The sequence below is a fragment of the Achromobacter sp. HZ34 genome (genome assembly GCF_002209485.1).
Lineage (GTDB): Bacteria > Pseudomonadota > Gammaproteobacteria > Burkholderiales > Burkholderiaceae_B > Bordetella_C.
In genome coordinates this window covers 1,264,581-1,288,114 of the sequence record NZ_NJIX01000001.1, presented here as the reverse complement: position 1 = coordinate 1,288,114, position 23,534 = coordinate 1,264,581, and the positions used below count along the sequence as shown (strand labels likewise).

At 65.4% G+C, this 23,534-nt stretch carries 23 protein-coding genes; 13 read left to right on the top strand and 10 right to left on the bottom strand.

From position 1 onward, the window contains the following. Positions 1-70: 70 nt before the first annotated feature. Positions 71-868 (top strand): DUF817 domain-containing protein, encoded by a 798-nt coding sequence (locus CEY05_RS05460; protein WP_369825892.1) that lies wholly within the window; start codon positions 71-73, stop codon positions 866-868. On the opposite strand, the gene CEY05_RS05455 is transcribed toward CEY05_RS05460, so the two are convergent. After that, positions 837-1,754, bottom strand: a complete 918-nt coding sequence (locus CEY05_RS05455) for a LysR substrate-binding domain-containing protein (RefSeq protein ID WP_088596409.1) — start codon at positions 1,752-1,754, stop codon at positions 837-839. The two genes, CEY05_RS05460 and CEY05_RS05455, sit on opposite strands and share 32 nt — an antisense overlap. A 101-nt stretch (positions 1,755-1,855) precedes the next feature. Between CEY05_RS05455 and CEY05_RS05450 the strand changes: the two genes are divergently transcribed. Beyond that, on the top strand, positions 1,856-2,590 hold the full coding sequence (locus tag CEY05_RS05450) for a sulfite exporter TauE/SafE family protein (RefSeq protein ID WP_088596408.1): 735 nt from the start codon (positions 1,856-1,858) through the stop codon (positions 2,588-2,590). On the opposite strand, the gene CEY05_RS05445 is transcribed toward CEY05_RS05450, so the two are convergent. Then, positions 2,561-3,538 carry a LysR family transcriptional regulator gene (locus CEY05_RS05445; protein ID WP_088596407.1) on the bottom strand — a complete coding sequence of 326 codons (978 nt, stop codon included), beginning with the start codon at positions 3,536-3,538 and terminating at the stop codon, positions 2,561-2,563. The genes CEY05_RS05450 and CEY05_RS05445 overlap by 30 nt on opposite strands. 133 nt (positions 3,539-3,671) lie before the next feature. On the opposite strand from CEY05_RS05445, the gene CEY05_RS05440 reads away from it, so the two are divergent. From CEY05_RS05440 to CEY05_RS05425, 4 genes are all read left to right on the top strand, one after another. After that, complete coding sequence (locus CEY05_RS05440) at positions 3,672-4,988, top strand: amidohydrolase family protein (RefSeq protein WP_158219257.1); 1,317 nt, start codon at positions 3,672-3,674, stop codon at positions 4,986-4,988. 14 nt (positions 4,989-5,002) lie between these two features. After that, the gene (locus CEY05_RS05435) at positions 5,003-6,208 is read left to right on the top strand and encodes an arabinose transporter (protein ID WP_198952674.1); all 1,206 of its coding nucleotides are present in this window, start codon (positions 5,003-5,005) and stop codon (positions 6,206-6,208) included. A 70-nt stretch (positions 6,209-6,278) separates the two neighbouring features. After that, positions 6,279-7,058, top strand: a complete 780-nt coding sequence (locus CEY05_RS05430) for an SDR family NAD(P)-dependent oxidoreductase (protein WP_088596405.1) — start codon at positions 6,279-6,281, stop codon at positions 7,056-7,058. 58 nt (positions 7,059-7,116) lie between these two features. Beyond that, complete coding sequence (locus tag CEY05_RS05425) at positions 7,117-7,752, top strand: glutathione S-transferase (RefSeq protein WP_088596404.1); 636 nt, start codon at positions 7,117-7,119, stop codon at positions 7,750-7,752. Between the two features lie 18 nt (positions 7,753-7,770). Here the strand turns inward: CEY05_RS05425 and CEY05_RS05420 are convergent, their stop codons facing one another. Beyond that, positions 7,771-8,520: an IclR family transcriptional regulator gene (locus CEY05_RS05420; RefSeq protein ID WP_088596403.1), complete on the bottom strand. Its 750-nt coding sequence runs from the start codon at positions 8,518-8,520 to the stop codon at positions 7,771-7,773. A 186-nt stretch (positions 8,521-8,706) separates the two neighbouring features. Here CEY05_RS05420 and CEY05_RS05415 point away from each other — a divergent pair, with 186 nt between their 5' ends. Further along, positions 8,707-9,870, top strand: a complete 1,164-nt coding sequence (locus tag CEY05_RS05415) for an acyl-CoA dehydrogenase family protein (protein ID WP_088596402.1) — start codon at positions 8,707-8,709, stop codon at positions 9,868-9,870. A gap of 26 nt (positions 9,871-9,896) precedes the next feature. On the opposite strand, the gene CEY05_RS05410 is transcribed toward CEY05_RS05415, so the two are convergent. Together CEY05_RS05410 and CEY05_RS05405 are read right to left on the bottom strand one after the other, a co-directional pair. Further along, complete coding sequence (locus CEY05_RS05410) at positions 9,897-10,790, bottom strand: SDR family oxidoreductase (RefSeq protein WP_088596401.1); 894 nt, start codon at positions 10,788-10,790, stop codon at positions 9,897-9,899. Positions 10,791-10,920: 130 nt separating this feature from the next. Beyond that, on the bottom strand, positions 10,921-11,799 hold the full coding sequence (locus tag CEY05_RS05405; protein WP_088596400.1) for an aldo/keto reductase family oxidoreductase: 879 nt from the start codon (positions 11,797-11,799) through the stop codon (positions 10,921-10,923). 156 nt (positions 11,800-11,955) lie between these two features. Here CEY05_RS05405 and CEY05_RS05400 point away from each other — a divergent pair, with 156 nt between their 5' ends. Both CEY05_RS05400 and CEY05_RS05395 read left to right on the top strand, forming a co-directional pair. After that, the gene (locus CEY05_RS05400; protein ID WP_088596399.1) at positions 11,956-12,885 is read left to right on the top strand and encodes a LysR family transcriptional regulator; all 930 of its coding nucleotides are present in this window, start codon (positions 11,956-11,958) and stop codon (positions 12,883-12,885) included. 157 nt (positions 12,886-13,042) lie between these two features. Next, positions 13,043-13,630 (top strand): flavin reductase family protein, encoded by a 588-nt coding sequence (locus tag CEY05_RS05395; RefSeq protein ID WP_088596398.1) that lies wholly within the window; start codon positions 13,043-13,045, stop codon positions 13,628-13,630. Here CEY05_RS05395 and CEY05_RS05390 read toward each other — a convergent pair. Further along, a complete protein-coding gene (locus CEY05_RS05390) occupies positions 13,590-15,029 on the bottom strand; it encodes an MFS transporter (protein ID WP_233161361.1) in 1,440 nt (479 codons plus the stop codon). The two genes, CEY05_RS05395 and CEY05_RS05390, sit on opposite strands and share 41 nt — an antisense overlap. Positions 15,030-15,142: 113 nt before the next feature. On the opposite strand from CEY05_RS05390, the gene CEY05_RS05385 reads away from it, so the two are divergent. Both CEY05_RS05385 and CEY05_RS05380 read left to right on the top strand, forming a co-directional pair. Beyond that, positions 15,143-16,075, top strand: coding sequence for a LysR family transcriptional regulator (locus tag CEY05_RS05385; protein WP_088596396.1), 933 nt, complete (start codon positions 15,143-15,145; stop codon positions 16,073-16,075). 185 nt (positions 16,076-16,260) lie between these two features. Then, positions 16,261-17,481, top strand: a complete 1,221-nt coding sequence (locus tag CEY05_RS05380) for an MFS transporter (RefSeq protein ID WP_088596395.1) — start codon at positions 16,261-16,263, stop codon at positions 17,479-17,481. On the opposite strand, the gene CEY05_RS05375 is transcribed toward CEY05_RS05380, so the two are convergent. From CEY05_RS05375 to CEY05_RS05365, 3 genes are all read right to left on the bottom strand, one after another. Next, positions 17,468-18,232 carry an SDR family NAD(P)-dependent oxidoreductase gene (locus tag CEY05_RS05375; RefSeq protein ID WP_088596394.1) on the bottom strand — a complete coding sequence of 255 codons (765 nt, stop codon included), beginning with the start codon at positions 18,230-18,232 and terminating at the stop codon, positions 17,468-17,470. The genes CEY05_RS05380 and CEY05_RS05375 overlap by 14 nt on opposite strands. A gap of 116 nt (positions 18,233-18,348) precedes the next feature. After that, positions 18,349-19,314, bottom strand: coding sequence for a 2-dehydropantoate 2-reductase (locus CEY05_RS05370; RefSeq protein WP_088596393.1), 966 nt, complete (start codon positions 19,312-19,314; stop codon positions 18,349-18,351). Positions 19,315-19,399: 85 nt separating this feature from the next. Then, positions 19,400-20,800: an MATE family efflux transporter gene (locus CEY05_RS05365; protein ID WP_088596392.1), complete on the bottom strand. Its 1,401-nt coding sequence runs from the start codon at positions 20,798-20,800 to the stop codon at positions 19,400-19,402. Between the two features lie 171 nt (positions 20,801-20,971). On the opposite strand from CEY05_RS05365, the gene CEY05_RS05360 reads away from it, so the two are divergent. Next, positions 20,972-21,439, top strand: a complete 468-nt coding sequence (locus CEY05_RS05360; RefSeq protein WP_088596391.1) for a MarR family winged helix-turn-helix transcriptional regulator — start codon at positions 20,972-20,974, stop codon at positions 21,437-21,439. Between the two features lie 69 nt (positions 21,440-21,508). After that, the gene (locus tag CEY05_RS05355) at positions 21,509-22,453 is read left to right on the top strand and encodes a LysR family transcriptional regulator (RefSeq protein ID WP_088596390.1); all 945 of its coding nucleotides are present in this window, start codon (positions 21,509-21,511) and stop codon (positions 22,451-22,453) included. A gap of 168 nt (positions 22,454-22,621) precedes the next feature. On the opposite strand, the gene CEY05_RS05350 is transcribed toward CEY05_RS05355, so the two are convergent. Further along, positions 22,622-23,500: an oxaloacetate decarboxylase gene (locus tag CEY05_RS05350; RefSeq protein ID WP_088596389.1), complete on the bottom strand. Its 879-nt coding sequence runs from the start codon at positions 23,498-23,500 to the stop codon at positions 22,622-22,624. Positions 23,501-23,534 lie beyond the last annotated feature (34 nt).

The window sequence follows — 23,534 nt, the reverse complement described above, 5'->3', positions numbered from 1 at the left end:
ATTCGGATGACTGGGCAGTATGAGTCTGCAATCCCTGGATCGTGCGCTGACGCAGCCGGCCATACCGCCCATGAGCGCGGGCTGGCGACGGGGCGTGGTGGAGTTTCTCTACTTCGGTATGAAGGAAGCCCGCGCCTGCCTGTTCGCGGGCCTGTTCTTCGCGGGCGTTTTCCTGATGCCGCGCGGCGACACGCTGGGCATACCCCGCTACGATCTGCTGCTTATCTACGCGCTGGCGATCCAGGTGTGGATGCTGTGGGCGCGCCTGGAAACGGTGGATGAACTCAAGGCCATCTGCCTGTTCCACGTAGTCGGTTTCGCGCTGGAGGTGTTCAAGACCTCGCGTGGCATGCCGTCGTGGACCTATCCGGATTTTGCCTATACCAAGCTGTTCGGCGTGCCGCTGTTTTCCGGCTTCATGTATGCGGCCGTGGGCAGCTATATCATCCAGGCCTGGCGCTTGTTCCAGTTGCGTGTCCGCCACCATCCGCCATTCTGGATGTCCTGGCTGATTGCCATCGCCATCTACGCGAATTTCTTCACGCACCACTATATCGGCGACTACCGCTGGTTCATTACCGCCTGCGCCTTGGGTTTATACGCCAGAACGACGGTGATTTTCCGGCCGGTGCATGAAGATCGCCGCATGCCGCTGCTGCTGGCGTTCGTCCTGATCGGATTTTTCCTGTGGCTGGCGGAAAACATCAGCACTTTCTTCAAGCTGTGGGCCTACCCCAATCAATTGGGCGCGTGGTCGGCCGTTCACCTGGGCAAGTGGAGTTCGTGGTCGCTGCTGGTCATCATGACCTTCACCATCGTGATCAACCTCAAGCACATCAAGTCGCATGTGCACGTGGCGCGGGACTGATAGCCTGCCGTTCCAGCCACTGCAGGAAGCAATGCAGATGGCTGGTCTTGTCCACATCGTTCGGCACCAGCGCTGAATAGGTACTGCCAGCGGTGGTGAACTCGAACGGGGCCAGCAGCCGTCCCGCTTCGATCTCCCGCGACAACGTGGGCACGCCGCCCACACCGATACCCAGCCCGTCGATCACGGCCTGCAGGCACACATGGTAATGGTCGAAACGCTGGAAGCGGGCCGGGCGGATGTCCGCCATTCCCGCGGCCTGCAGCCATCGTTCCCATTCTCCGGATCGCGTTGCCGAGGTGACGAAGACATGGTTGGCCAGGTCGGCTGCCGTCTTCAAGGGGATTGCTTGAAGCAGGTCCGGCGCGGCGACGACGGTCAGCCGCTCCTCGAAAAGCACCGTCTGCTGAAAGTAACGCCACTCCGGCTTGTCCGGGGGCGCGCGCAGGATAAGGACGTCGAAGCGCCGCAGTTTTTCATGCTCGCCGGTGTTGGCCGTGGACACGGCGATTTCTATATCCGGATAACTGGCGTGGAAATCCGGCAGGCGGGGAATCAACCAGCGCATGGCTACGGTGGTTTGCGCCGCCACCCGCACCACCCTGGTCGCGGGCGCTTTACCAAACCGTGTGACTGCGTCGCTCAGGCGATCGAATGCCGTGCTGACCTCGGCCGCGAAGGCGCGCGCATGGTCGGTGGCGACATTGCGCTGGCCCTGCCGCAGGAACAGGGGCTGGCCCAGCCAGGTCTCCAGCACGGCAATCTGCCGGCTGACCGCGCCATGCGTGATGTCCAGTTCCTCCGCCGCGGCGCTGAAGCTGCTGGCGCGTGCCGCGGTTTCGAAGACGCGCAGGGCGTTGAGGGAAGGCAGGTGTCGGCGCTTCATTGTGAGTTTTAGTTCCGCAATATGGTATTTATTATCGTTTGTGTGATCGTACGTCACGTCTTAAGCTGCCCGCAATCCTTCTTGCCAGGCGTGAGGCCGCTTTGATTACCAGTTTGTTCGTTGTCATGGTCGCCCTGGTCGCCGGCAGTGTGAGCGGCATCGTCGGCACCGGGTCGTCGTTGCTGCTGCTGCCCGTGCTGGTCCAGGCGTATGGTCCCCTGGCCGCGGTTCCCATCATGGGCATCGCGGCCATTTTCGGGAACGTATCCCGGGTGCTGTTGTGGTGGCGCCATATCGACTGGCGCGCCGCCCTGGCCTATGCAATACCGGGCGTGCCCGCCGCGGCGCTGGGCGCGCGCACCTTGCTGGTGCTGCCGCCCGGCGTCATCGACCTGGCGCTGGGCCTGTTCTTCTGGACGATGCTGCTGTTGCGCCGGCGCCTGCGCGCCAGTGGGCGCAAGCTGGGCGTCATGCAACTGGGGTTGGCGGGTGGCGGCATCGGCTTTCTCACGGGACTGGTCCTGTCCACCGGGCCGCTCAGCGTGCCGGCTTTCATGGCGTATGGGCTGACGGGCGGCGCCTTTCTGGGCACCGAGGCGGCCAGCGCGCTATTCCTCTATTCGAGCAAGATCGCGACCTTCGCCAGCCAGGGCGCCTTGCCGTGGGAGACCACGCTGAACGGCTTGCTGGCGGGTGCGGGGATCATGGCGGGAACATTTCTCAGCAAGCCTCTGGTGCTGAACCTGTCAGCCAAGACCTTCGACCGCCTGATGGCCTTGCTGCTGTTCCTTGCGGGACTGGCTTTGCTATCGAGCGGGTTTCACAGCCTGCTTTGATGCTGACGGCGCTATTGCCGTGGCGCGTCGCCGCTGCGTGCTGGCGGGGCCGCGGCAGATGTCCACGCAGAAGTCGATGAAGGCCTCGACGGCCGCTGGGGGCAGGCGGCGCGAGGGCCGGACGATGTAGAGCGGGAAGGTTTCGCCAGGCCAGTCGGGAAACAGATCGACCAGGGCGCCGCTGGCGATCAGCGGCTCCAGCCCCAAGGCCAGGACTTGCGCGACGCCAGCCCCCGCCAGGCAGGCGTTCACCATGGTTTCGCTGTCGGTGAACGTCAGCCGTCCGCGGGTATCGACCCGCTGGATTTCCTTGCCACGGTGGAACTCCCACGGGAACGGCCGGCCCCGTTGCGGGTCGATGAACTGCATGCAGTCGTGCGTCGCCAGTTTCTTCGGTGTCCTGGGCACGCCATGCCTGGCAAGATACGCCGGCGCCGCCACCGTCAGCACGCGCGTCGTCAGCAGCAAGCGGGACGATATGCCCGACGACACCTGCTCGCCGAAGCGCGCGGCCACGTCGATCCCTTCGGCCACCAGGTCGCGGGCTTCGGCGGGCGACACCCACAGCAATTCGACCTGCGGATAACGTTCCTGGAATTCCGGCAGGCGCGGCGCCAGCACCTGGCGCGAGAAGATCGGATTCAAGCTGACTCGCAGGGTGCCGCGCACGACCGTGGCGGCGCCGGACACCGCGTTGGCCGCTTCCTCGATGCCGGAAAGATGCGGCGCGGCCAGGTCATAGAGACGGGCGCCTTCGCCCGTCAAGCGCAGCGCGCGCGTGGTGCGTTCCAGCAGGCGGATGCCGATGCGTTCCTCCAGGCGCGAGACCGAACGGCTGACGCCCGACGCGGACAGGCCCAAGGTTTCGCCCGCCTTGGTGAAGCTGCCGGTCTCGACCACGGCGGCCAGCACGCTCATGCCCGATAGGAGTCTGCCGTCGAAGCTCATGCCTGCACCTTTGAATTTAAGCAAAAATGATTTGATTGACCCTATCTTAATCAAGAATGCGCCGACGCCTATCGTTCCATCACCGACGCAGCAGCCCCTGCGTCGACGACACAACGTAATCGGAGAGCATTCCATGTCTGAAATCAAACGCACCCTGTTCAAAGGCGGCACCCTGGTGACGATGGCGGATGGCACGCACGCACCCGCCGTGGGCGATGTCCTGGTCGAAGGCGACCGTATCGCCGCGCTCGGTGGCGACCTGCCGACCGCGGGCGCCGAGGTCATCGATGCGACGGGCAGCATCGTCATGCCGGGCCTGGTCGACGCCCACCACCACGCGTGGCTGGGCGTCATGCGCCGGCTCATGCCCGACGTCGACGACCTGTTCGCCTACATCGACGTGGTGGCGCAGCAACTGGGCGCACACTATCGTCCGCTGGACATGTACCTGAGCACCAGGCTTACGGCGCTGGCGTCGCTGGATGCCGGCATCACCACCATCGTCGACGCCTGCCACAGTTCGCGCAGCCCCGAGCACACCGATGCGGCCCTGGATGCCCTGGCGGCGTCTGGCATACGCGCGCTGCACATGGTGGGACCGGCGATGGACAAGCAGGCTTCCAGCGCGCATTTGCCCGGCGATCTGGCGCGCCTGGCGCAAGCGTGGAACGGCAGCGACAGCCTGGTGCGGGTGGGCCTGTTCGGCCAGTTGAACCTGGACTGGTGGAAGGTGGCGCGCGGCCTGGACATGCATATCCTGACGGAGTTCATCGGCGACCTGGCCACGCTGGGCCCGGAGTTCGCCGAGCCCGGCGTGCTCGGCCCGCACAATATCTTCAATCACTGCACGCGGATTCCCGCGCAGACTTGGCAATTGTTCGCGGACCGCGGAGTCAACGTGACGGTCAATCCGCGGTCGGATGCCCTGTTCGGCTTCGATGACGACGGCTTTGCTTGGCAGCAGGCGGTGAGCCATGGCCTGAAGCCGGCCCTGGGTATCGACCTGGATACGGCTTTCGGCAGCGACATGTTCGGTGAGATGCGGGCCTTGTTCGGGCATCAGCGTGCGGCCATGCGCTACCGCAAGTTTCGCGGGGAGCAGGACGTGCCGGCGCCGATCACCGTGCAGGCGGTGCTGGAGTCCGCCACGGTCAACGGCGCGCACGCGGCCGGACTGGCATCGCGTGTCGGCACGCTGGCGCCCGGCAAGCAAGCCGACATCATCATGCTGCGGACCCGGGGCGTCGGAATCTTTCCGGTGAACGATGTCATCGGCACCATCGTGCAGGCCGTGGACCGGGCCGACGTCGACACCGTGATGGTGGCGGGACAGGTGCGCAAACGGGGCGGCAGGCTCGTGGGCGTGGACCTGGACAAGCTGGGCGCGGAGGTGACGGCGTCGCGCGATCATCTGGTCGAGGCGAGTGGGTATCGGGCGGGTTCGGCGTGAGCCAGGAGTCGATCATGTTTTCAATGACCATGAAATCCGCTGTCGGCCCGACCACGCTAACGCGTCCCTCCTTGCCCGTCATCGCGGCCTTGTTCGCGGGCTATCTGGCGGTCGGCTTGCCCTTGCCGGTCATGCCCCTGTTCATTCACGAGAAACTGGGGTTCAGCAACCTGGTCGTGGGGCTGGCGATCGGCATCCAGTTCGTCGCCACCGTGCTGGCGCGCGGCTACGCCGGCTACGTCACCGACCGCCGCGGCGGCAAGCGTGCGGCTTTGCAGGGCGCGTCGTTCTGCGTGCTGGGAGGCCTGCTATATCTGCTCGCCGCCATACCTGGACTGGCTCCCGCGGCCAGCCTGGCCGCCGTGGTGGCAGGGCGGCTGGCGGCCGGGCTGGGAGAGAGCCAGTTCGTCACGGGCTGCGTGTCCTGGTCCATCGCGTCGGTCGGACCGCAGCGGGCGGGCATGTCCATGTCCTGGACGGGTATCGCGATGTTCGCGGCGCTGGCCATCGGCGCGCCCGTGGGCATGATGCTGTACCAGGCTTGGGGCCTGCCGGCTGCCATGATCGCGTGCATCGCCGCGCCGCTGCTGGCGATGGCGGTCATGCTGGGGGCCACGGCCTACGCCTCGCCAGGCGGTGCGCGACTGCCCTTCATGCGCGTCGTGGGCCAGATCTGGCGGGAAGGGCTGGGCTTGATGTTGCAAGGGGTGGGCCTTGCCGGCTTGACCGCATTCGCGTCGCTTTACTTCGCGTATCGCCAGTGGGGGCATGCGGGCCTGGTGATGACGGCGTTCGGCGCGGGTTTCATCGCCGTGCGCCTGGTACTGGGGCATCTGCCTGATCGTATCGGCGGCTACCGCGTCGCGCTGTGGTCCATGGTCGTCGAAGCGATCGGGCAGATCATGGTGTGGGGCGCGACGCAGGAAGCGGTGGCGTTGGCGGGCGCCCTGGTGACCGGGCTGGGATGCGCGTTGATCTTCCCCGCACTGGGCGTGGAGGCGCTCAAGCGGGTACCGCCGGCCAACCGGGGCAGCGCCATGGGGGCGTTCGTGGCGTTCCTCGATATTGCCTACGGCATCGCGGGACCGGTGGCGGGATTCATCGCCGGGCAGGCAGGCTACGCCGCGGTCTATCTGTTCGGCGGGCTCTGCGCTTTGCTGGGCGCTATGCTGCTACGTGGCGCCCAGGTCCGGTCCCGTCGCGTCGTTTCCTCCGCTTAGTTGCTGCCTTGTCGTTCCTTCCCCGTCATTCGTTCCGCTCAAACACCACGTGCATCAACAGGAGAGATCCATGTCTCGTATCTTCATATCCGGTTCGTCCACCGGCCTGGGACTGATGGCAGGCCAACTGCTGGCCAGCCAGGGCCACCAGATCGTGCTGCATGCCCGTAATGCGCAGCGCGCCGACGACGCCCGGCGCGCGCTGCCCAAGGCGGCAGCGGTCGTCGTCGGCGACCTGGATACCATCGCGGCAGCCAAGGACGTCGCGGCGCAGGTAAACGTGCTGGGGCGCGAGTTTGGGCGCTTCGACGCCGTCATCCACAATGCCGCGGTCGGCTACCAGGAGCCCCAAAGAACCACCAGCGACGGCCTGCCGCACGTCTTCGCCATCAACACGCTGGCGGCGTATATCCTGACGGCGCTGATCGAGCGGCCGGCGCGGCTGGTCTATCTGAGTTCCGGCATGCATCACCATGCGGACGCCAATCTCGACGATATTCGCTGGGAACGCCGGCGTTGGAACGGATCGACCGCGTATGCGGAAAGCAAGCTGCATGACGCCATGCTGGCGTGCGCGCTGGCGCGGCGTTGGCCGGATGTGCTGTCGAATGCCCTGGAGCCCGGGTGGGTGCCTACGAAGATGGGCGGACGCGGCGCGCCGGATGACCTGGACCAGGGCCACCTGACCCAGGCCTGGCTGGCGGCCGCCGATGACCCCGAGGCACGCGTCAGCGGCCAATACTTCTATCATTTGAAGCCGCTGAAATTCAATCCGCAGGCGGCGGATCCTGAATTACAGGACGCACTTGTCGAAATTTGTGCGAATATCTCGGGCGTTGCTCTGCCGTAGTGAAATCACCCCATTCCTGGATGTGGCGGAGCTGGTCTATTTGGAGCGTTGGTAAGCGATGAAATTCGAGCTGATAGGCATGCTGGACTCGCCCTACGTCAGGCGGGTTGCCATTTCGATGCAGGTCATGGGATTGCCTTATACCCATCGAGCCATCTCGGTATTTCGCGGTTACGACGACTTCAAGGCCATCAATCCGGTGGTCAAGGCGCCCACCTTGATCACGGAAGATGGCCAGGTATTGACGGATTCGACGCTGATCCTGCAGTACCTGGAGTCCCTGGTCCCCGAGGAACGCCGCCTGGTTCCGGAAGAACCCGAAGCGCGCCTGCCCGTGCTGCGCCTGACGGGGCTGGCCCTCGTCGCCAGCGAAAAGGCCATCCAGATCGCCTATGAACGCAATCTGCGTCCGCAAGACAAGCAGCATCAGCCTTGGGTGGATCGGGTCGAGGGCCAATTGCGGGCCGCCTTCGACGAAATCGAGAAAGACCTGGGGCAATCCCCGCTGGTCTGGGCGACGGATTCGGATGAGGCTCCCGTGGAGCAGGACGGCATCAGCATCGCCGTGGCCTGGCATTTCACTCAACGGATGTTGCCGGGACTGATCGCGCCGGAAGACTATCCGTTGCAGGCGGCGTGGTCCGCGCTGGCCGAAGAACAGGACGCTTTCAGGGCCGCGCCTTACACGGCGTGATTGCGTGGCCGCTGCGCTTCAAACGTTGTCGATGGCTTGATGCCGCGACAGATCCGCTACAACCTTGGCTAGCACCTTGACGTGCCTGGCCCAGGCGGATTCCATGCGCCCGATCGGGCCCACGATGGACAGGGCAAACCCTTTGCCCGCCATCGAAAAGGGCGCGGCGATGGCCGCCAGGTCGGGCACGCTCTCCGCGATATTCGCCGACCAGCCGCGCTCGCGCGCCTGCTGCAGATCCTTGAGCAGCGCCTTCTTGCTGGTCAGCGTCTTGCTGGTAAGCGCCTTCATCTCCAGGCTGTCCAGCACCTCCTGTAATTCTTCCGCGTTCATGGCGGACAGCAAGGCCTTGCCCAGGGAATTCGCATGCAGGCTGCGCGCCTCGCCGGCCTCGGCCGTATAGCGGATGGCCTGGGGCGAATGCGCGCAATCCAGATAGATCACCTGCATATCCTCGCGCGTTCCCAGGACGGCGGTTTCTCCGCTCTCGTCCCGCAACCGCGCCAGATAAGGCCGCAGCACCTCCAGGATGGGATCCTGGAGGTCGATCGCCGCGCATAGGCCCATCAGCTTCCTGGTGGGGTAATAGGTGCGTTTGCGAGTCTGGTACAGATACCCGCGCACGACCAGCGTGCGCACCAGCGCCAAGGTGCTGGACATGGGGGCATGCAACGCCTGCGCCAGCTCCGTCAGCGACAGGGGTTCTCCTTTATCCGCATAGCACTCGAACAGGTCCAGTGTGCGGCCGACGAGTTTCACTTCCGACATGATCAGGTCCTGCTGATTAGGGACAGGGGGGCTGCCCGATGAGCAGCGCAACGACGGGGTAATGCCAACAAAAAATTTTAGCAAAATTCACCCTTGTGAATAAATATTCACCACAGAGAATTTTGCGTGATATATTTTTTTCTGCCGCAGCGGGCAATCAATACGACGAGACAACAGGGCAGAACAATGGATTTCCGTCTGAGTGACGAGCAGGAACAGATCAAGTCCGCCATCGAACGCTTGTGCGAACCTTTCGATGACGACTACTGGTTCAAGAAGGACAAGGAGGGTGGCTTTCCCTTCGACTTTCACCAGGCCCTGGCGCAGGCCGGCTGGTTGGGCATCGCCATGCCGCAGGAATACGGTGGCGCGGGCCTGGGGATCAGTGAAGCGGCGTTGATGATGCACACGATATCCGCCACCGGCGCCGGCCTGTCCGGTGCGTCGGCCGTGCATATGAACATCTTCGGCCTGCACCCGGTGGTGGTGTTCGGCAATGACGAGCAGAAGCAAAGGTGGCTGCCGTCGCTCATCGCCGGCAAGGACAAGGCGTGCTTTGGCGTCACCGAACCCAATACGGGCTTGAACACCTTGAAGCTGAAGACGCGGGCCGTACTGCAGGGCGATCACTATGTCGTCAGCGGGCAGAAAGTGTGGATTTCAACCGCCCAGGTGGCCAACAAGATCCTGCTGCTGGCGCGCACCAAGCCCATCGAGGAATGCAAGGGCAGTGAAGGGCTCAGCCTGTTCTATACGGACCTGGACCGCAGCGCCATCGAAGTCCACGAGATCGAGAAGATGGGGCGCAAGTGTGTCGATTCGAACCAGCTGTTCATCGATAACCTGCGGATCCCCGTGGAAGATCGTATCGGCGAAGAGGGCAAGGGCTTCAGCTACATCCTGCACGGGCTGAATCCGGAACGCATCCTGATCGCTGCCGAAGCGGTCGGCCTGGGCCGGGCGGCCTTGCGCCGCGCCGCCAGGTACGCCAACGAGCGCGAAGTGTTCGATCGTCCGATCGGCAAGAACCAGGGCATCCAGCATCCCCTGGCGAAGTCGTGGATGGAGCTGGAAGCCGCGTACCTGATGGTGCAGAAGGCCGCGTGGATGTACGACCAGAAGGAACCTTGCGGCGCTGAAGCCAACAGCGCGAAATTCCTGGGCGCGGAAGCCTGCTACAAGGCGTGCGAGAACGCCATCTTCACCCATGGCGGCATGGGCTACGCCAAGGAATATCACGTCGAACGCTACTTGCGCGAGGCATGGATACCCCGCCTCGCGCCGGTAAGCCCGCAGATGATCATGAGCTTCATCGCGGAAAAGGCCTTGGGACTGCCGAAGTCGTATTGATCGCTGTCGTACTGATCGCTGCCGTATTACGCCGCCGGGATTTCCAGCCGTTCCAGGTCGGCCAGCAGCTTGGGCCCCGTCGGGTTCCAACCCAAGGCGGCCCGCGTCCGGGCGCTGGACGCCGGCAGGTCCATGCCGGCGAACATGGCCATCCAGCCGAAATGTTCCGCCGCCTGCTCGGGCGCGATCGACGCGGTAGGCAGCTTCAGCACACGGCCGAGGACCTCGCAGATATCGCGCACGGTGACGCCTTCTTCGGCGACGGCGTGATAGCGCACATCCGGCTGCCGCTTTTCAAGCGCCAGGCGATAGAGGCGGGCGACGTCCAGCACATGGGCTGCCGGGTAGCGGTTCAGGCCTTCACCCACGTAAGCCACCACACCCTTGTCGCGCGCGATGGCGATCAGCGGTGTGATCAGCCCTTGCCGGGTCGTGTCATGCACCTGGGGCAGGCGCATGGTGATCACGTTCACGCCTAGTCTGGCCAGGGCGACACCGGCCTGTTCCGACAGCTTGCGCGGATTCGGGTGGTCGAAGTTCACCACGTCTTCGGTGGCAGGCTGGCCGTGTTCACCGGAACCCATGCCCGTGCCCGAGGTGATGATGATGGGCCGATCGGAGCCCACCAGGCCGCTGCCCAGCGCTTCGATGGCGCGTTGGTCCTTCTCGCAATTGGCCACGAAGTTCGCGAAGTTGTGATCGAAGGCGCAGTGGATGACGGCATCGGCTTGCATTGCGCCATTGCGCAGGCTGTCGAGGTCTTCCAGGTCGCCGCGATGCACATGGGCGCCGGCGGCGGCCAGCGCTTGCGCACCGGCGTCCGACCGGGTCAGTCCCAGCACCTGGTGGCCGTTGCCGATGAGTTCCTTGACGATGGCCGAGCCGATGAAGCCGGTGGCGCCGGTAACGAAGACACGCATGTTTGTTTCTCCTGAGTGCGGTACGAGTGATGACACTGTCGTCCCAAACGCGCTCCGGAAAAAGTAGTGACGTTATACAGGTATAGACGCTAACAGGATGGCGGCGGGAGATGCCCGCCGCCGCCTGCCCTTATGCTCGCTTTTCCTGTGCGATGCCTTCCAGCGCGGCCATCGCGTCGTCCGGCAGATCCAGGTCGCCGCTGGCCAGGTTCTCCCGCAGATGGCCCACCGACGACGTGCCGGGAATCAGCAGGATGTTCGGCGAGCGGCGCAGCAACCAGCCCAGCGCGACCTGCATGGGGGTCGCGTTCAACTGCCTGGCCACGTCTGACAGGGTGGCCGACTGCAGTGGGCTGAAGCCGCCCAGCGGGAAGAAAGGTACGTAGGCGATACCGTCGCGGGCCAGCGCATCGATCAGGGCGTCGTCCTCTCGGTGTGCCAGGTTGTACTGGTTCTGCACGCACACGATGTCGCAGATGCTGCGTCCTTGCTCGACCTGTTTCGCGGTGGCGTTGCTCAGGCCGATATGGCGGATCAAGCCCTTCTGCTGCAATCCGGCCAGCACGGACAGCATGGGCTCGATGTCGCCTTCGGCGGGACCATGGACGTCGAACATCAGGCGCAGGTTAACCACGTCCATGGCGTCCAGGCCCAGGTTACGCAGGTTGTCATGGACGGCGGCGGTCAGGTCCTCGGGCGAGAACGCCGGCTGCCAGGACGCATCCGCGCCGCGGCGTGCGCCCACCTTGGTGACGATGCGCAAATTATCGGGGTACGGCGCCAGGGCCTCGCGGATCAACTGGTTGGTGATGTGGGGGCCGTAGAAGTCGCTGGTATCGATGTGGTCGACGCCGGCTTCGATGGCGGCGCGCAGTACCGCCAGCGCGGCTTCCTTGTCCTTGGGCGGACCGAAGACACCCGGGCCGGCCAACTGCATGGCGCCGTAGCCGAGCCGCTTCACCTCACGGCCAGCCAGCGGGAAAGTGCGGGGATATTGATTGCGGGACATCGGGGTCTCCTTGGAGGGTCGTCGGGGAGCTAAGGGATCCACTGACGGTGCTGCGTCAGCGCCATGGCTACAAGATAAACAGTCTGGCGGCCGTTGATAATCCCGTACAATCCGTACGGGCTGTACGGAAAATAGGACAGTGCGGGGAGTAGAGGGATGAAGTCCGATCTGAACGATCTCAACGCGTTCGCCGCCGTCGCCATGTCCGGCGGTTTCCGTGACGCCGCCAGGCTGCAAGACACCAGCGCGTCCCGCTTGAGCGATGCCGTCCGCCGTTTGGAAGCGCAGCTGGGCGTACGTCTGCTGCACCGGACCACGCGCAGCGTGTCCTTGACGGAGGCGGGCCGGGGTCTGCTGACACGCCTGGAGCCGGCCTTGGCGGAAATGCAGTCCGCGCTGGAGGCGGTCAACGGTTTTCGCGACCGGCCTGCAGGTACGTTGCGGCTCAACGTTCCCGTCAGCGTGGCGCGCCTGGTCTTGCCGGCCATCGTCTCGCCTTTCCTGGCGGCCTACCCGGACATCCGCCTGGACGTGGTGGCGGAGGAGAGTTTCGTCGATATCCTGGCGCAGGGCTGCGATGCGGGCATACGCTACGGCGAGCGGCTGGAGCAGGACATGATCGCGGTGCCAATCGGGCCGCGCACGCAGCGCATGGCGGCCGCGGCCGCGCCTGCGTATCTGGCGCGGCATGGCCGGCCGGAGCATCCGCGCGACCTGATGGAACATGCCTGCCTGCGCGGGCGCTTTCCCAGCGGCAATATGGCGGCCTGGGAGTTCGAGCGCGACGGCGAGACCTTGCGCATCGATGCGAGCGGACCGTTGGTGGTCCTGATCGGTGGCGGAGTGGACCTTGCCGTCGATGCCGCCGTCGGTGGCAGCGGCATCGTTTTCCTGTTCGAAGAATGGCTGCGGCCGCACCTGGACTGCGGCGCGCTGGTGCCCATACTCGAACCCTGGTGGCCGAGCTTCCCAGGACCGTTCCTGTACTACTCCGGCCGCCGCTTCATGCCTGCGCCGCTGAAGGCCTTCGTCGATTTCATCAAGGGGGAATCTGTCGGCACGCCGGTCGCAGGCATGGGGATGTGAGCCGCGAAGCCAGCGTATTTTCCTGAAGCCTTTCTGAAGCCGTGTTCGACGTCGTTTCGATACGACCGGCGTTTCGGCTGGAACGATGCTTGCGCTGCTGGCCGCATCCCGATTCAAGGGGCGCGCTGTTCAACCTTATGTAATTCAAGGAGAGGCCATGAATGCACTTGCGCGGCAGCCGGACGGGCGGCACGCCGGTAAAGCGGATTTTCCAGTGCATCAGGCCAGGCGCTATCTGGAGCCGGGCCCCATCGTGCTGCTGTCTTCGGCGTGGCAGGACCAGTCCAACATCATGACGCTGGGCTGGCACACGATACTGGAGTTCTCGCCGTCGCTCGTGGGCTTGATGATTTCGCATGGCAATCACAGCCACCGCCTGATTCGTGAAAGCGGGGAGTGCGTCATCAACCTGCCGACGACAGCGCTGACCGACGCCGTGGTGGGTATCGGCAACACGACTGGCGCTGAAATCGACAAGTTCGCCCACTTCGGCTTGACGGCCCGCGTGGGGACCGAGGTCCCCGCGCCCTTGATCGAGGAATGCCACGCCAACTTCGAATGCCGGCTCTACGACGATGCCCTGGTCGACCGCTACGGCTTCTTCATTTTCGAGATCGTGAAGGCGCACGTGGCGACGACACCCAAGCATCCGGAGACCCTGCACTACACCGGTGATGGCGTGTTCATGGTGTCGGGAAAAACCATCAGCCGCCGGTCGCAGTTTCGGCCGGAGATGCTGGGCTGAGCCGGCGACGGGGAAAACCATGTTCGCGCGCCAGCAGCGCCACGCACCATGCGGCGATGGCCAGCACCATCAAGACCCAGGGCAGGCCGCGCGCGCCGACGGTTGCCAGCATGGCGCCGCCCAGGATGCCGCTGCCGGCGAAAGCCAGGTTGAACACGGTCACCAGCATCGATTGCGCCATGCTCTCGTGGGCACCGGCCGCGTCGCCCAGGGCGGTCTGCAGCAGCGTCGGCGCGCCGCTGAAACTCAGGCCCCAAAGCGCGGCGCCGCCCGCGACGACGGGCCAGCATGCGCCCCAGTATCCATACGCCACCGTGACGCCGACGAACAGCGCCAGCGAAGCCAGGACCAGGCTGCGTAAATGCCGGTCGACCAGCCAGCCGACGAGCCATAAGCCAGCCAGGGTACAAAGTCCGAAGGTCGACAGGACGATACCAAGGTGGCCTTCCAACGCCACCGCTGCGAGGAAGGGGGCAATGTAGGTGTAGAGGGTGTAATGCGCCAGCACCCACAGCAGGACCACGGCCAGCACGGGCCGCACGCCGGGCATGGCCAGCACCTGGACCAGGGTCGGACCATCATGTGAGGCCGAGGACGCGTTGCTCGGCCCTCCAATGCTTGCGCCCTGTTTTTTCTTATCTCGTACGCTGTTGTGGCCGCCATCCCGAGCGCCGCATTGTTCACCACCCACCTCCGGCACGGCAAGTAGCAGCCAGCCGATCAGGAGCAAGGGCAGGGCGGACAGGCCGGCGAATATCCAGCGCCAGCTTAGCCACTGGCCAAGCCACGCCGCCAGGGGCACGCCCAGGGCCAATGCCAGCGGAATGCCCAGCATGGCGACGGCCAGCGCACGGCCTTGCTGCGCGGGTGGTGCCAGGCGGCGCGCGAAGGTGGCGATCTCGCTCCAGGCCAGACCCGCCGCTGCGCCCACCACGAAGCGCGCGGCCAAGGTCAGTCCGAAATGCGGCGACAGGGCGGTGATGGCATTGCACAGAAAGAAACCGAGCAGGGCCAGGATCAGGACGCGGCGCCGTGGCCAGTGGCGCAGGCGCGTGGCCAGGGGCACGGCGCCCAGGCCCGCGCCCAGCGCGCACAGCGTGACCAGCTGCCCGGCCCAGGCTTGCGTAACGCCCAGGCCCGCGGCCAGATGTGGCAACAGGCCGGCGGGCACGCTCTCGTTGGCGGTCGCCGCGAAGCTGGCAAGCATCAGCGCGATCAGACCGGGCCAATGCAGCGTGGCGGCTTGTTCGTCGAAGTTGCTCGGTGTGGCGGCCGCCCGGGACGCTGTCGAAGCAGGGGTGGCTGGAGACGTAGGGGGCGCCGGGGACGTTGCAGGCGAAGCAGGCGCAACGGGATCAACGGGCGCAACGGCCGCGCCATGGGGGAAGCTGGAACTCATGTGGATGCATCTGTAATACGCCCCAGGGCGAGGCAACGGGCGTCAGTATGGATATATCCGGTATATTTGATAATCGGTCTTGTATAAGACAGTCTTTCAAATTCAACTGAATAATGGCAGCCGACAGACTGGGTGACATGCGCCTGTTCGCATCGGCAGCGGCACTGGGCAATCTCTCGGCCGCCGGCCGCAAGCTGGGCATGTCACCGGCGGCGGCGAGTGCGCGCCTGGGCAAGCTGGAGGCGGCTCTCAACGCCCGCTTGTTCGTCCGCACGACCCGGCAACTGCGCCTGACGGACGAAGGACGCGTGTACCTGGCCCACTGTCAGGTCGCCCTGCAAGCGATCGATGACGGCGAGGCCGCGTTGCAAGTGGGAACCGGCGCCATCCAGGGCAAGATCCGCGTGTCGTCCACCACGGACTTCGGCCTGCACATCCTGTCGCCGTGGCTGGACGACTTCACCGCGCGCCATCCCGACGTGCGCCTGTCCATGACGCTGACGGACTCGATCACCAACCTGGTACAGGACGACATCGACCTTGCCATCCGTTTCGCCCCGCCCGAGGAAGGTACCCTGGTCGCGCGCCGGCTGGGCCCCATGTGCCGCGTGCTGTGCGCATCGCCGGACTATCTGCGCCGACATGGTGAACCGCGCACGCCCGACGCGTTGAACGGTCATGCGTTCATCGTGCTGGTGACGGCCGCGGGTCCGCTCAATGAATTCCACTTCCGCAAGGACGGCGCGCACTCGCGGTTCACGGTGCCGATGGCGCAGGCATGGGAGACCAACGACGGCATGCTGGCCCGCCGATGGGCGTTGGAAGGTCGTGGCATCGTGCGCAAGCCCATGTGGGACGCGGCCGCGGAAGTGCGCGCCGGCCGCCTGCGTATCGTGCTGCCGGACTATGCCTGGGAAGAGGCGGGCGTATACGCCGTATGGCATCCCACCCGCTACATGGTGCCGCGTGTGCGGGCTTTGCTGGATTTCCTCATCGAACGTTTCGCGCACGAGGCAGAGAACCTGCCGACGATTCCGCGGCAGTGACCCCGGCAGCGATCCCGGCCGAGACCTCGACCGCGCGCCCGCCTGTGACGTGACGTTCATCTTCAGCGGTTACCATAGCGGTCTATCGCTGCCGCGTGCTTCCCGATTGCCGCTCCATTTCGGCACACGGCGCGCGACGTTGTGCTTCCGCGCTGTCCTTCACGCATTTCCTTATTCAAACCCCTATGTCCTTATCTCCTGGCGTGGCCGACAGCCGCGCCCCCGCTTCTATTACGCTTTCCCGCGCGGAAACGCGCCGTGCGCTGTTTGCCCTGGGCGTCGGCGGCTTTGCCATCGGCACCGGTGAGTTCGTCATCATGGGCCTGTTGCCCGACGCGGCGAGCGATCTCCAGATCAGCATCCCGCAAGCCGGCCATCTGATCAGCATCTACGCGCTGGGCGTGGTGATCGGTGCGCCCTTGCTGGCGGTGCTGGGTGCCCGCTGGGCGCGGCGCAGCTTCCTGATCGGCCTGATGCTGGTGTTCGCGCTGGGCAACTTCGTCAGCGCGGTGGCGCCCGGCTTCGGGTCCATGGCGTTGGCGCGTTTCGCCACCGGCTTCCCCCACGGCACGTATTTCGGCGTCGCGGCCCTGGTCGCCGCTGGCCTGGTACCGCCGCATCGGCGCGCGCAAGCCGTCGCCATGGTGCTGCTCGGATTGACCATCGCAACCTTGGTCGGCGTGCCCATTGCCGCGGCCATCGGGCAGTTGCTGGGTTGGCGTTCAGCGTTCGCCATCGTCGGCGCCATCGGCTTGCTCACGGCCTTTTCCGTATGGCGCTGGGTGCCCTACGTGCCCGGCGACAAACGCGCCAGTCCCTTGCGCGAGCTGGGCGCCTTGCGCAACAAGCAGGTGGTGCTGACCCTGGGTATCGGCGCCATCGGCTCGGGCGGCATCTTCACGGTGTTCAGCTACATCAAGCCCACGATGACCGAGATGGCGCATATGCCGCCGGCCTGGGTGCCCGTGGTGTTGGCGCTGTTCGGCCTGGGCATGGTCAGCGGCAATCTGATGGGCTCGCGCTTCGCCGATCGCAATATGGAAAAGACCATACGCTACGTGCTGGTCTGGGCCGCCATCGTGATGGGCGCATTTTATCTGTCGGCCAGCAGCCCCTTCCTGGGGCCGCTCAACGTGCTTCTGATCGGCACCGTGGTGGCGCTGGCGGCGACGCTGCAGACGCGCCTGATGGACGTTGCCGGTGACGCGCAGACGCTGGCCGCCGCCTTGAACCATTCCGCCTTCAACATCGCCAACGCGTTGGGCGCATGGTTGGGCGGCCTGTCCATCGATGCAGGCCTGGGCTGGTCGTCGACCGGCTGGGTGGGCAGCTTGCTGGCGCTGGCCGGCCTGGGCATCCATGCCTGGGCCCTGGCGGATATGCGCGCCCGCCTCACACGAGATTGAGTCCACCATCCGAGAGCAGCACTTCGCCGGTCAGGTAGTCCGATGCCACCAGCAGGGCGACCGCCTGGGCGATGTCGGCGGGACTCGCCGCGCGGCGCATGGGCGCACGTTCCTTCCACAGGCGCTGGGCGTCGGTCCAGTCCGCCGTCAGGGGCGTGTCGACCAGGCCCGGCGCCACGGCGTTCACGCGGATGCCAGGGGCCAGCGTCACCGCGAGCAGCTTCGTGACGTGATTCAGCGCGGCCTTGGTGGCGGCATAAGGTATGGATGCGCCCTTGGGCCGGATGCCGGCATGTGAACTGATGTTGACGACGCTGGCCGGCCGCCCCCGGCTGGCGGCGGCACGCAAGGCATCCTGCGCTTCGGTGATCAGCCGGAAAGGCGCCACCACGTTCACGTCGTAGAGCTCGTGCCAGACCTCCGGGGTGGCGGCGGCCAGATCGCCATGGGGGATCACACGGCTGATGCCGGCGTTGTTGACCAGGACATCCAGGCGGCCCCATGCCGCGACGGCTTCAGTGATGAGGCGGCCGCGTTGGCTGTCGTCGCCCAGGTCGGCCTGGATATAGACTGCGTTGCCCAACTCCGCCGCCAGTGCCGTGCCGGCATCGGCCGATGCACGCGAGTGCAGGACCACCGCGTATCCGTCTTGTGACAGCCGGCGGGCGACGGCCGCGCCTATGCCTGATGTCGATCCGGTGACAAGGGCGACGGGGCGGTCGGCGGCGTTTACCTGGGCAGGCGTGGTCATGGCGGGCGGCTTCTCGATAAGGGTTTAGCGGAAGCGTAGCAGGTCCATGCTCACGTCAGTCCGGCGGCCATGGCCGGTCATGCGGCATTGGCCATCCGTATACGACACCTTCGCTCTCAGTGATGCTGGCGCGCGTAGACCTGCAGGTGGCAATACGATGCGCGTATCAGGGGCACGTCGATGCCGTGCCGGGTGGCGCGCGTGATCAGGTCACCGACGATGGCTGCCGATTCCAGGCGCGGCGCGTCCTGGGAAATATCCCGCATCATCGAGGCGGCCCACTTGGAATTGACGTCGAGCAACCGCTCCTCGAGCTTGCGGACCTCTTCACGCGACAAGGGATGGCCCTCTGCCTGCGCAACGGACAGGCATTCGGCGATGGCCTGGTGCATGAGCCTGGCGCCGTCCTGCGTCGCCAGGATGTCGCCGATGGTGCCGCGCATCAGGCAGTTCATCAGCGCGCCGCAGGCCAGCATCATCCACTTGTTCCACAAGGCCTGTTCGATGTCGGTCGCCAGGGAGCGCATGCCGGGGGATTGCGTGATCAGCGCATGGAAGGCCTGCGCGGTGGTGGCGCCGGCCTCGCTGCGCGCGCCGACGATGACGACGTCCGTATTGGCCAGATGGCGGATGTCGCCTTGCGCGTCCAGCATGGTGGCGATGTAGGATGCACCACCAATGATGCGGTCCTTGCCGTAGCGGGCGTCGAGCTGGTCGTAGACACCGAGGCCATTGAGAAAGGGCAGGATGTAGGGGGCGGCCGTCCGTGGGCCGGCTGCCCTGGAGCCGTCCGTCGGGGTGCGCTCGCCGAAGGCGCCCTGGATGTCGTCCAGGGCGGCGTCCAGGTCATAGGTCTTGCAACTGAGCAGGACCAGATCGTAGTCCGGCTGCAGCGCGCTGGCGGTGATGGTACGCACCTGGCCGGAGAAATCACCCAGGGGACTATGTACTCGCAGGCCACGTTCGGCCAGTGCCGCGGCGCGTTTGGGGCGCACCAAAAAGGTGACGTCCGCGCCCGCCTGGATCAGCCGCGCGCCATAGTATCCGCCGATGGCGCCCGCGCCGACGACCAGTATCTTCATGATCAACTCCCGATGTTGTGATGCTGATGATTTACGAGAAATGCGCTGCAAGCGCGTGTGCGGCGCGGACGTCACGCCCTGAATGTCACGTCCCTTTGGCCGCCGATGCCGGCGCCGTCCATTGCCCGGACGTCACCGACAGGCAGATGCACACGCCGTAGATGACCATGGCCACGGCGCCCGCCGTGAAGAACACGGTCAAGGAACCGGTGACCGACAGCGCGATGCCGCCGACGCCCGCATAGATTGCCAGGCGGAAGGCTCCCGCCAGCAAGGGCCATTTCAGCTTGCGTGCGCCCTGCGAGGCGAAGTACAGGGAAAAGCCCAGCGCGAAGAACCCGAAGAACGGACCGACGATGCGCAGGTAGTGCGCGCCGGTCTGCAGCATCAATGTGTCCGTACCGAACAGGCGCAACCATGCTTCGGGCCAGATCGCCGCCAGGATGCCGACCGTCTCGGCCAGCGTGAAAGCCATCGCGCCGCCCGTCAACGCGATGCGCCGTGCCCGTTCGGTCTGGCCCGCGCCCAGGTTGGCGCCGACCAGCGCCACCATGGGCGCGCCCAGGCCGAAGGCGATGGGCATGAGCAGATACTCCAGGCGCGCGGCCGTCGCATAGCCGGCCAGTGCCTGCGTCCCGGCGTAGGCGCTGACGATGGCCGTCGTGATGGCGATGAGGCTGTTGGTCAATACCGGATTCAGGCACGCGATGCCGCCCACGGCCAGGATGTTGCGCATGGGCGCCCAGTGCAAGGGGCCACGATGCAGCCGTGCCAGGTTGCGCCCACTGACGCAATACCAGCCCAGCACCAGGGTGCCCACGCCGTAATAGACCACCAAAGCCCAGGCCCCGCCCGCCACGCCCAGGGCGGGCACCGGACCGATGCCGAAGATCAGCGCCGCGGCCGCGGGGATCAACAGGAAGGCGCCACCGCAAATGACCGCGCCCGGCACCAGCATATTGCCCGTGCCACGGATCACGCTGGCCAGCGCATTCATCGTCCACATCAGCGGCAGGCCGACGAACAGCACCTGGCCATACGTCCTGGCGTACGCCAGGGCAGGGCCGGTGGCACCCAGCCGCTGGAACAGCATGCCGCTGCAGGACAGGAAAATGGCGGTGAAGGCGATGCCCACCAGGGCGTTCAACACCACGGCGTGGCGCGCCTGCGAGTCCGCCAGCGCCGCGTTGCCGGCGCCTAGCGCGCGGGCGATGGCCGACGAAATGCCGCCGCCCATGGCGCCCTGCGACATGTTCTGCATCAGCATCAGCAGGGGAATGACTACCGCGACGCCGGCCAAGGCATCGGTGCCCAGCTTGGCGAGAAACCACATCTCCACCAGGCCGGTCGAAGACTGTGCCAGCATCATCAACAGATTGGGCCAACCCATGCGGATCAGCGTCGATGCGATCGGCGCCTCAAGCATGCCGCGCAGGCGCGCATTGGAGGCAGGCGGGGCAGCGTTGAGGGCGGGATTGGCCGACATGGATTCCTCAGGGACGCAAGGCAGGGTGCATGCAATTGCGCATGCAAGGAAAAACGACGCAGGAAAACCGTGGTTGAAATTTACTGGCATATGCAAGTATTCGGCCAATGTACTGGCATATGCCAGTATCGGTCAAGGTGCGTTAAAGTCGAGGCTTCCCTGGAGATACCCATGCCACGGCTCCCCGTTTCGAGCATCAAGGACCCTCTGGTCTGCAATGGCGCCGCCTTGCGCAAGGCCACGCGCAGGCTCACGCAGCTGTACGACGCCGTGCTGGCGCCGTGTGGACTGACTATCGTCCAGCGTTCCGTCCTGGTGCATATCGAACGCGGTAACGAGCCCACGCCGTCGGAGCTGGCTCATGCCATGGTGCTGGACCTGTCCGCGCTGGCGCGCAGCCTGAAGCCGTTGGAGCGAGATGGCTACCTGGTGCAGAAGCGTGACGAACGCGATGGCCGCAGCCGCCGCGTGGTGTTGACGACACGGGGCAAGGCCAAGCTGGCGGAATCCAATCAGCTGTGGCGCAAGGCGCAGGGACGATTCGAGGAGATCTATGGCGTCGAGCGCGCGGCGGCATTGCGCCAGTCCCTGGCGGACATCTTCTCGGACGAATTCGCGCAGGCGTTCAATCAGGCATGAACAATAGGGGAATGCAGCCCCGCAAAATGACACACCAAGGCTGGAAGCACCAAGGCAAAACACGACAACATGAAGCACTACACCGTGGCCCAGATGGAGGCTTTTCTTGCCATCAGCGAATGCGGGTCCTTCCGCATTGCGGCGGAACGGTTGGGAATCACGCAGCCGTCGATCTCGTTGCGCATCCGCGACCTGGAGGCCGCGCTGGGATGTTCGCTATTCGTGCGCGGCAAAGGCGGTGTGCGCCTGTCGGAGGCAGGGCAGATCGCCCAGCAGTACGTGCAGCGCGGCTTCGACGTGCTGCAGGAAATGGAACGGCGCCTGAGCAGCGGCGATCCGCTGACGGGTTCCCTGCGCCTGGGGTCTTCCAATACCTTTGCCTTGAGCTGCCTGCCCGCGTTGCTGGCCGAGCTGGAGCGGCGCCATCCCACGCTAAGGGTGGAGCTGACCATCACCAACAGCGCCGCCTTGCGTCAGCAGCTGGATGCGCAGAAGCTGGACATCGCCTTCCTGACGGATGCGCCGTCCGATCCGCTGCATGTCGTCGAGCCGCTGGCCCTGTGCGAAATCGCGTGGTTTTCGCGGCCGGCGTCCACCGGCGCGGTGCGCACGCTGCGGGCGGGGGATCTGCGCGATCGGCGCATCGTGACGATGCCGCCGGCTTCGCCTTTCCACAACATCATCAGCGAGTGGTTCGCGCGGGCCAAGGTGCCGTTGCCCACGCTGGATATCTGCAATGACATGGCGACGCTGGTGCGCCTGGTACGACTGGGGGTGGCAGCCAGCGTCTTGCCGGTGTGCCTGGTGGAACAGGACTTGGCGATGGGCGGCATCGTGCGGCACAAGACGGTGCCGGCGTTGGCGCCGCTGGTGATCTATGCGGCCCATCGCGCCAAGGCGCGGGGGCGGGCGGCGCGCGTCATCATCGACATCGCCCGCGATGTCGTGGCCAACGCAGGCGCCTATGTCTCACCGATCACGCCCATGGGGGCGGGGACGGCCGAGCCGGCATAGAGCCTGCCGTGGGGGCGCGTTATTGTTGCCGTTTTCAATGCTAACCGGGCTCCCCTGATGGGAGCCCGGATTTTTTTCGGAACCAGGTCCCAGATCCTAGATCCCAGGTCCCAGATCCCAACAGGGACCCGGACCTCAGCGCCCCGGGCCAGCAGGCCCGGTCACCGATTACGGTGCGGCGTACTGTTTTTCCAGCTTGTCGTAATGCGCCTTGTCCACCAGGCGCTGGCGTTCGTTGAAGGGGACGACCAGATTGGGGTCCTCTTCCAGCATGCCCGTCTTGGACAGGGCGCTGAACGCCTTCTGCATGCCCAGCACCGCGCCTTGCAGGCCGGCGTTGGCGTACAGCACGATGCCGTAGCCCAGTTCACCCAGGCGGTCGCGCGACAGCGCCGGCGTCTTGCCGCCGATGACGATGTTCATCAGCAGCGGACGCGGCAGCAGCTTGGGCAGCTTCTCCACTTCATCCAGCGTGGTGACGGCTTCGACGAACAGCACGTCGGCGCCGGCTTCGGCAAAGGCGTGCGCGCGTTCCACCGCGGCTTCGAAGCCATGGATGGCGCAGGCATCGGTACGGGCGACGATCAGCAGGTTCGGATCATGGCGCGCGTCCACGGCGGCGCGGATCTTGCCCAGCATCTCCGCCGTTTCGATCACGGCCTTGCCGTTGAAATGGCCGCACTTCTTGGGGTTGACCTGATCTTCCAGCTGGATGGCGTCGGCGCCGGCACGTTCGAAAGTGCGCACGGCGAAGCCTACGTTGACGGCGTTGCCGTAGCCGGTATCAGCGTCGATCAGCAGCGGCAGGTCGACCGCATCGCGTACACGGGCGGTATGGTCGGCCATGTCGGTCAGGCCGATGAAACTGAGGTCGGGCAGGCCCAGGTACATATTGGTGACGCCCGCGCCGCTCAGGTACAGCGACTTGAAGCCGGCGTCGGCCGCCACGCGGGCGCTCAGGGCATTGAAGGCGCCGGGCATCATCAGGCCCTGGCGGGCTTCGATGAGCGCGCGGAAATCGGCGCGGCGTTTGGCGGAATCGGACATTGTGTTCTCCTTCGGATGGTTCTTGGCTTATGGA

Bases quoted from the DNA above. Each gene is read 5' to 3' on its own strand.
- CEY05_RS05460 (WP_369825892.1), top strand. From the start codon at position 71: ATGAGCGCGGGCTGGCGACGGGGCGTGGTGGAGTTTCTCTACTTCGGT.
- CEY05_RS05455 (WP_088596409.1), bottom strand. From the start codon at position 1,754: ATGAAGCGCCGACACCTGCCTTCCCTCAACGCCCTGCGCGTCTTCGAA.
- CEY05_RS05445 (WP_088596407.1), bottom strand. From the start codon at position 3,538: ATGAGCTTCGACGGCAGACTCCTATCGGGCATGAGCGTGCTGGCCGCC.
- CEY05_RS05440 (WP_158219257.1), top strand. From the start codon at position 3,672: ATGTCTGAAATCAAACGCACCCTGTTCAAAGGCGGCACCCTGGTGACG.
- CEY05_RS05435 (WP_198952674.1), top strand. From the start codon at position 5,003: ATGTTTTCAATGACCATGAAATCCGCTGTCGGCCCGACCACGCTAACG.
- CEY05_RS05430 (WP_088596405.1), top strand. From the start codon at position 6,279: ATGTCTCGTATCTTCATATCCGGTTCGTCCACCGGCCTGGGACTGATG.
- CEY05_RS05425 (WP_088596404.1), top strand. From the start codon at position 7,117: ATGAAATTCGAGCTGATAGGCATGCTGGACTCGCCCTACGTCAGGCGG.
- CEY05_RS05420 (WP_088596403.1), bottom strand. From the start codon at position 8,520: ATGTCGGAAGTGAAACTCGTCGGCCGCACACTGGACCTGTTCGAGTGC.
- CEY05_RS05415 (WP_088596402.1), top strand. From the start codon at position 8,707: ATGGATTTCCGTCTGAGTGACGAGCAGGAACAGATCAAGTCCGCCATC.
- CEY05_RS05410 (WP_088596401.1), bottom strand. From the start codon at position 10,790: ATGCGTGTCTTCGTTACCGGCGCCACCGGCTTCATCGGCTCGGCCATC.
- CEY05_RS05405 (WP_088596400.1), bottom strand. From the start codon at position 11,799: ATGTCCCGCAATCAATATCCCCGCACTTTCCCGCTGGCTGGCCGTGAG.
- CEY05_RS05400 (WP_088596399.1), top strand. From the start codon at position 11,956: ATGAAGTCCGATCTGAACGATCTCAACGCGTTCGCCGCCGTCGCCATG.
- CEY05_RS05395 (WP_088596398.1), top strand. From the start codon at position 13,043: ATGAATGCACTTGCGCGGCAGCCGGACGGGCGGCACGCCGGTAAAGCG.
- CEY05_RS05390 (WP_233161361.1), bottom strand. From the start codon at position 15,029: ATGAGTTCCAGCTTCCCCCATGGCGCGGCCGTTGCGCCCGTTGATCCC.
- CEY05_RS05385 (WP_088596396.1), top strand. From the start codon at position 15,143: ATGGCAGCCGACAGACTGGGTGACATGCGCCTGTTCGCATCGGCAGCG.
- CEY05_RS05380 (WP_088596395.1), top strand. From the start codon at position 16,261: ATGTCCTTATCTCCTGGCGTGGCCGACAGCCGCGCCCCCGCTTCTATT.
- CEY05_RS05375 (WP_088596394.1), bottom strand. From the start codon at position 18,232: ATGACCACGCCTGCCCAGGTAAACGCCGCCGACCGCCCCGTCGCCCTT.
- CEY05_RS05370 (WP_088596393.1), bottom strand. From the start codon at position 19,314: ATGAAGATACTGGTCGTCGGCGCGGGCGCCATCGGCGGATACTATGGC.
- CEY05_RS05365 (WP_088596392.1), bottom strand. From the start codon at position 20,800: ATGTCGGCCAATCCCGCCCTCAACGCTGCCCCGCCTGCCTCCAATGCG.
- CEY05_RS05360 (WP_088596391.1), top strand. From the start codon at position 20,972: ATGCCACGGCTCCCCGTTTCGAGCATCAAGGACCCTCTGGTCTGCAAT.
- CEY05_RS05355 (WP_088596390.1), top strand. From the start codon at position 21,509: ATGAAGCACTACACCGTGGCCCAGATGGAGGCTTTTCTTGCCATCAGC.
- CEY05_RS05350 (WP_088596389.1), bottom strand. From the start codon at position 23,500: ATGTCCGATTCCGCCAAACGCCGCGCCGATTTCCGCGCGCTCATCGAA.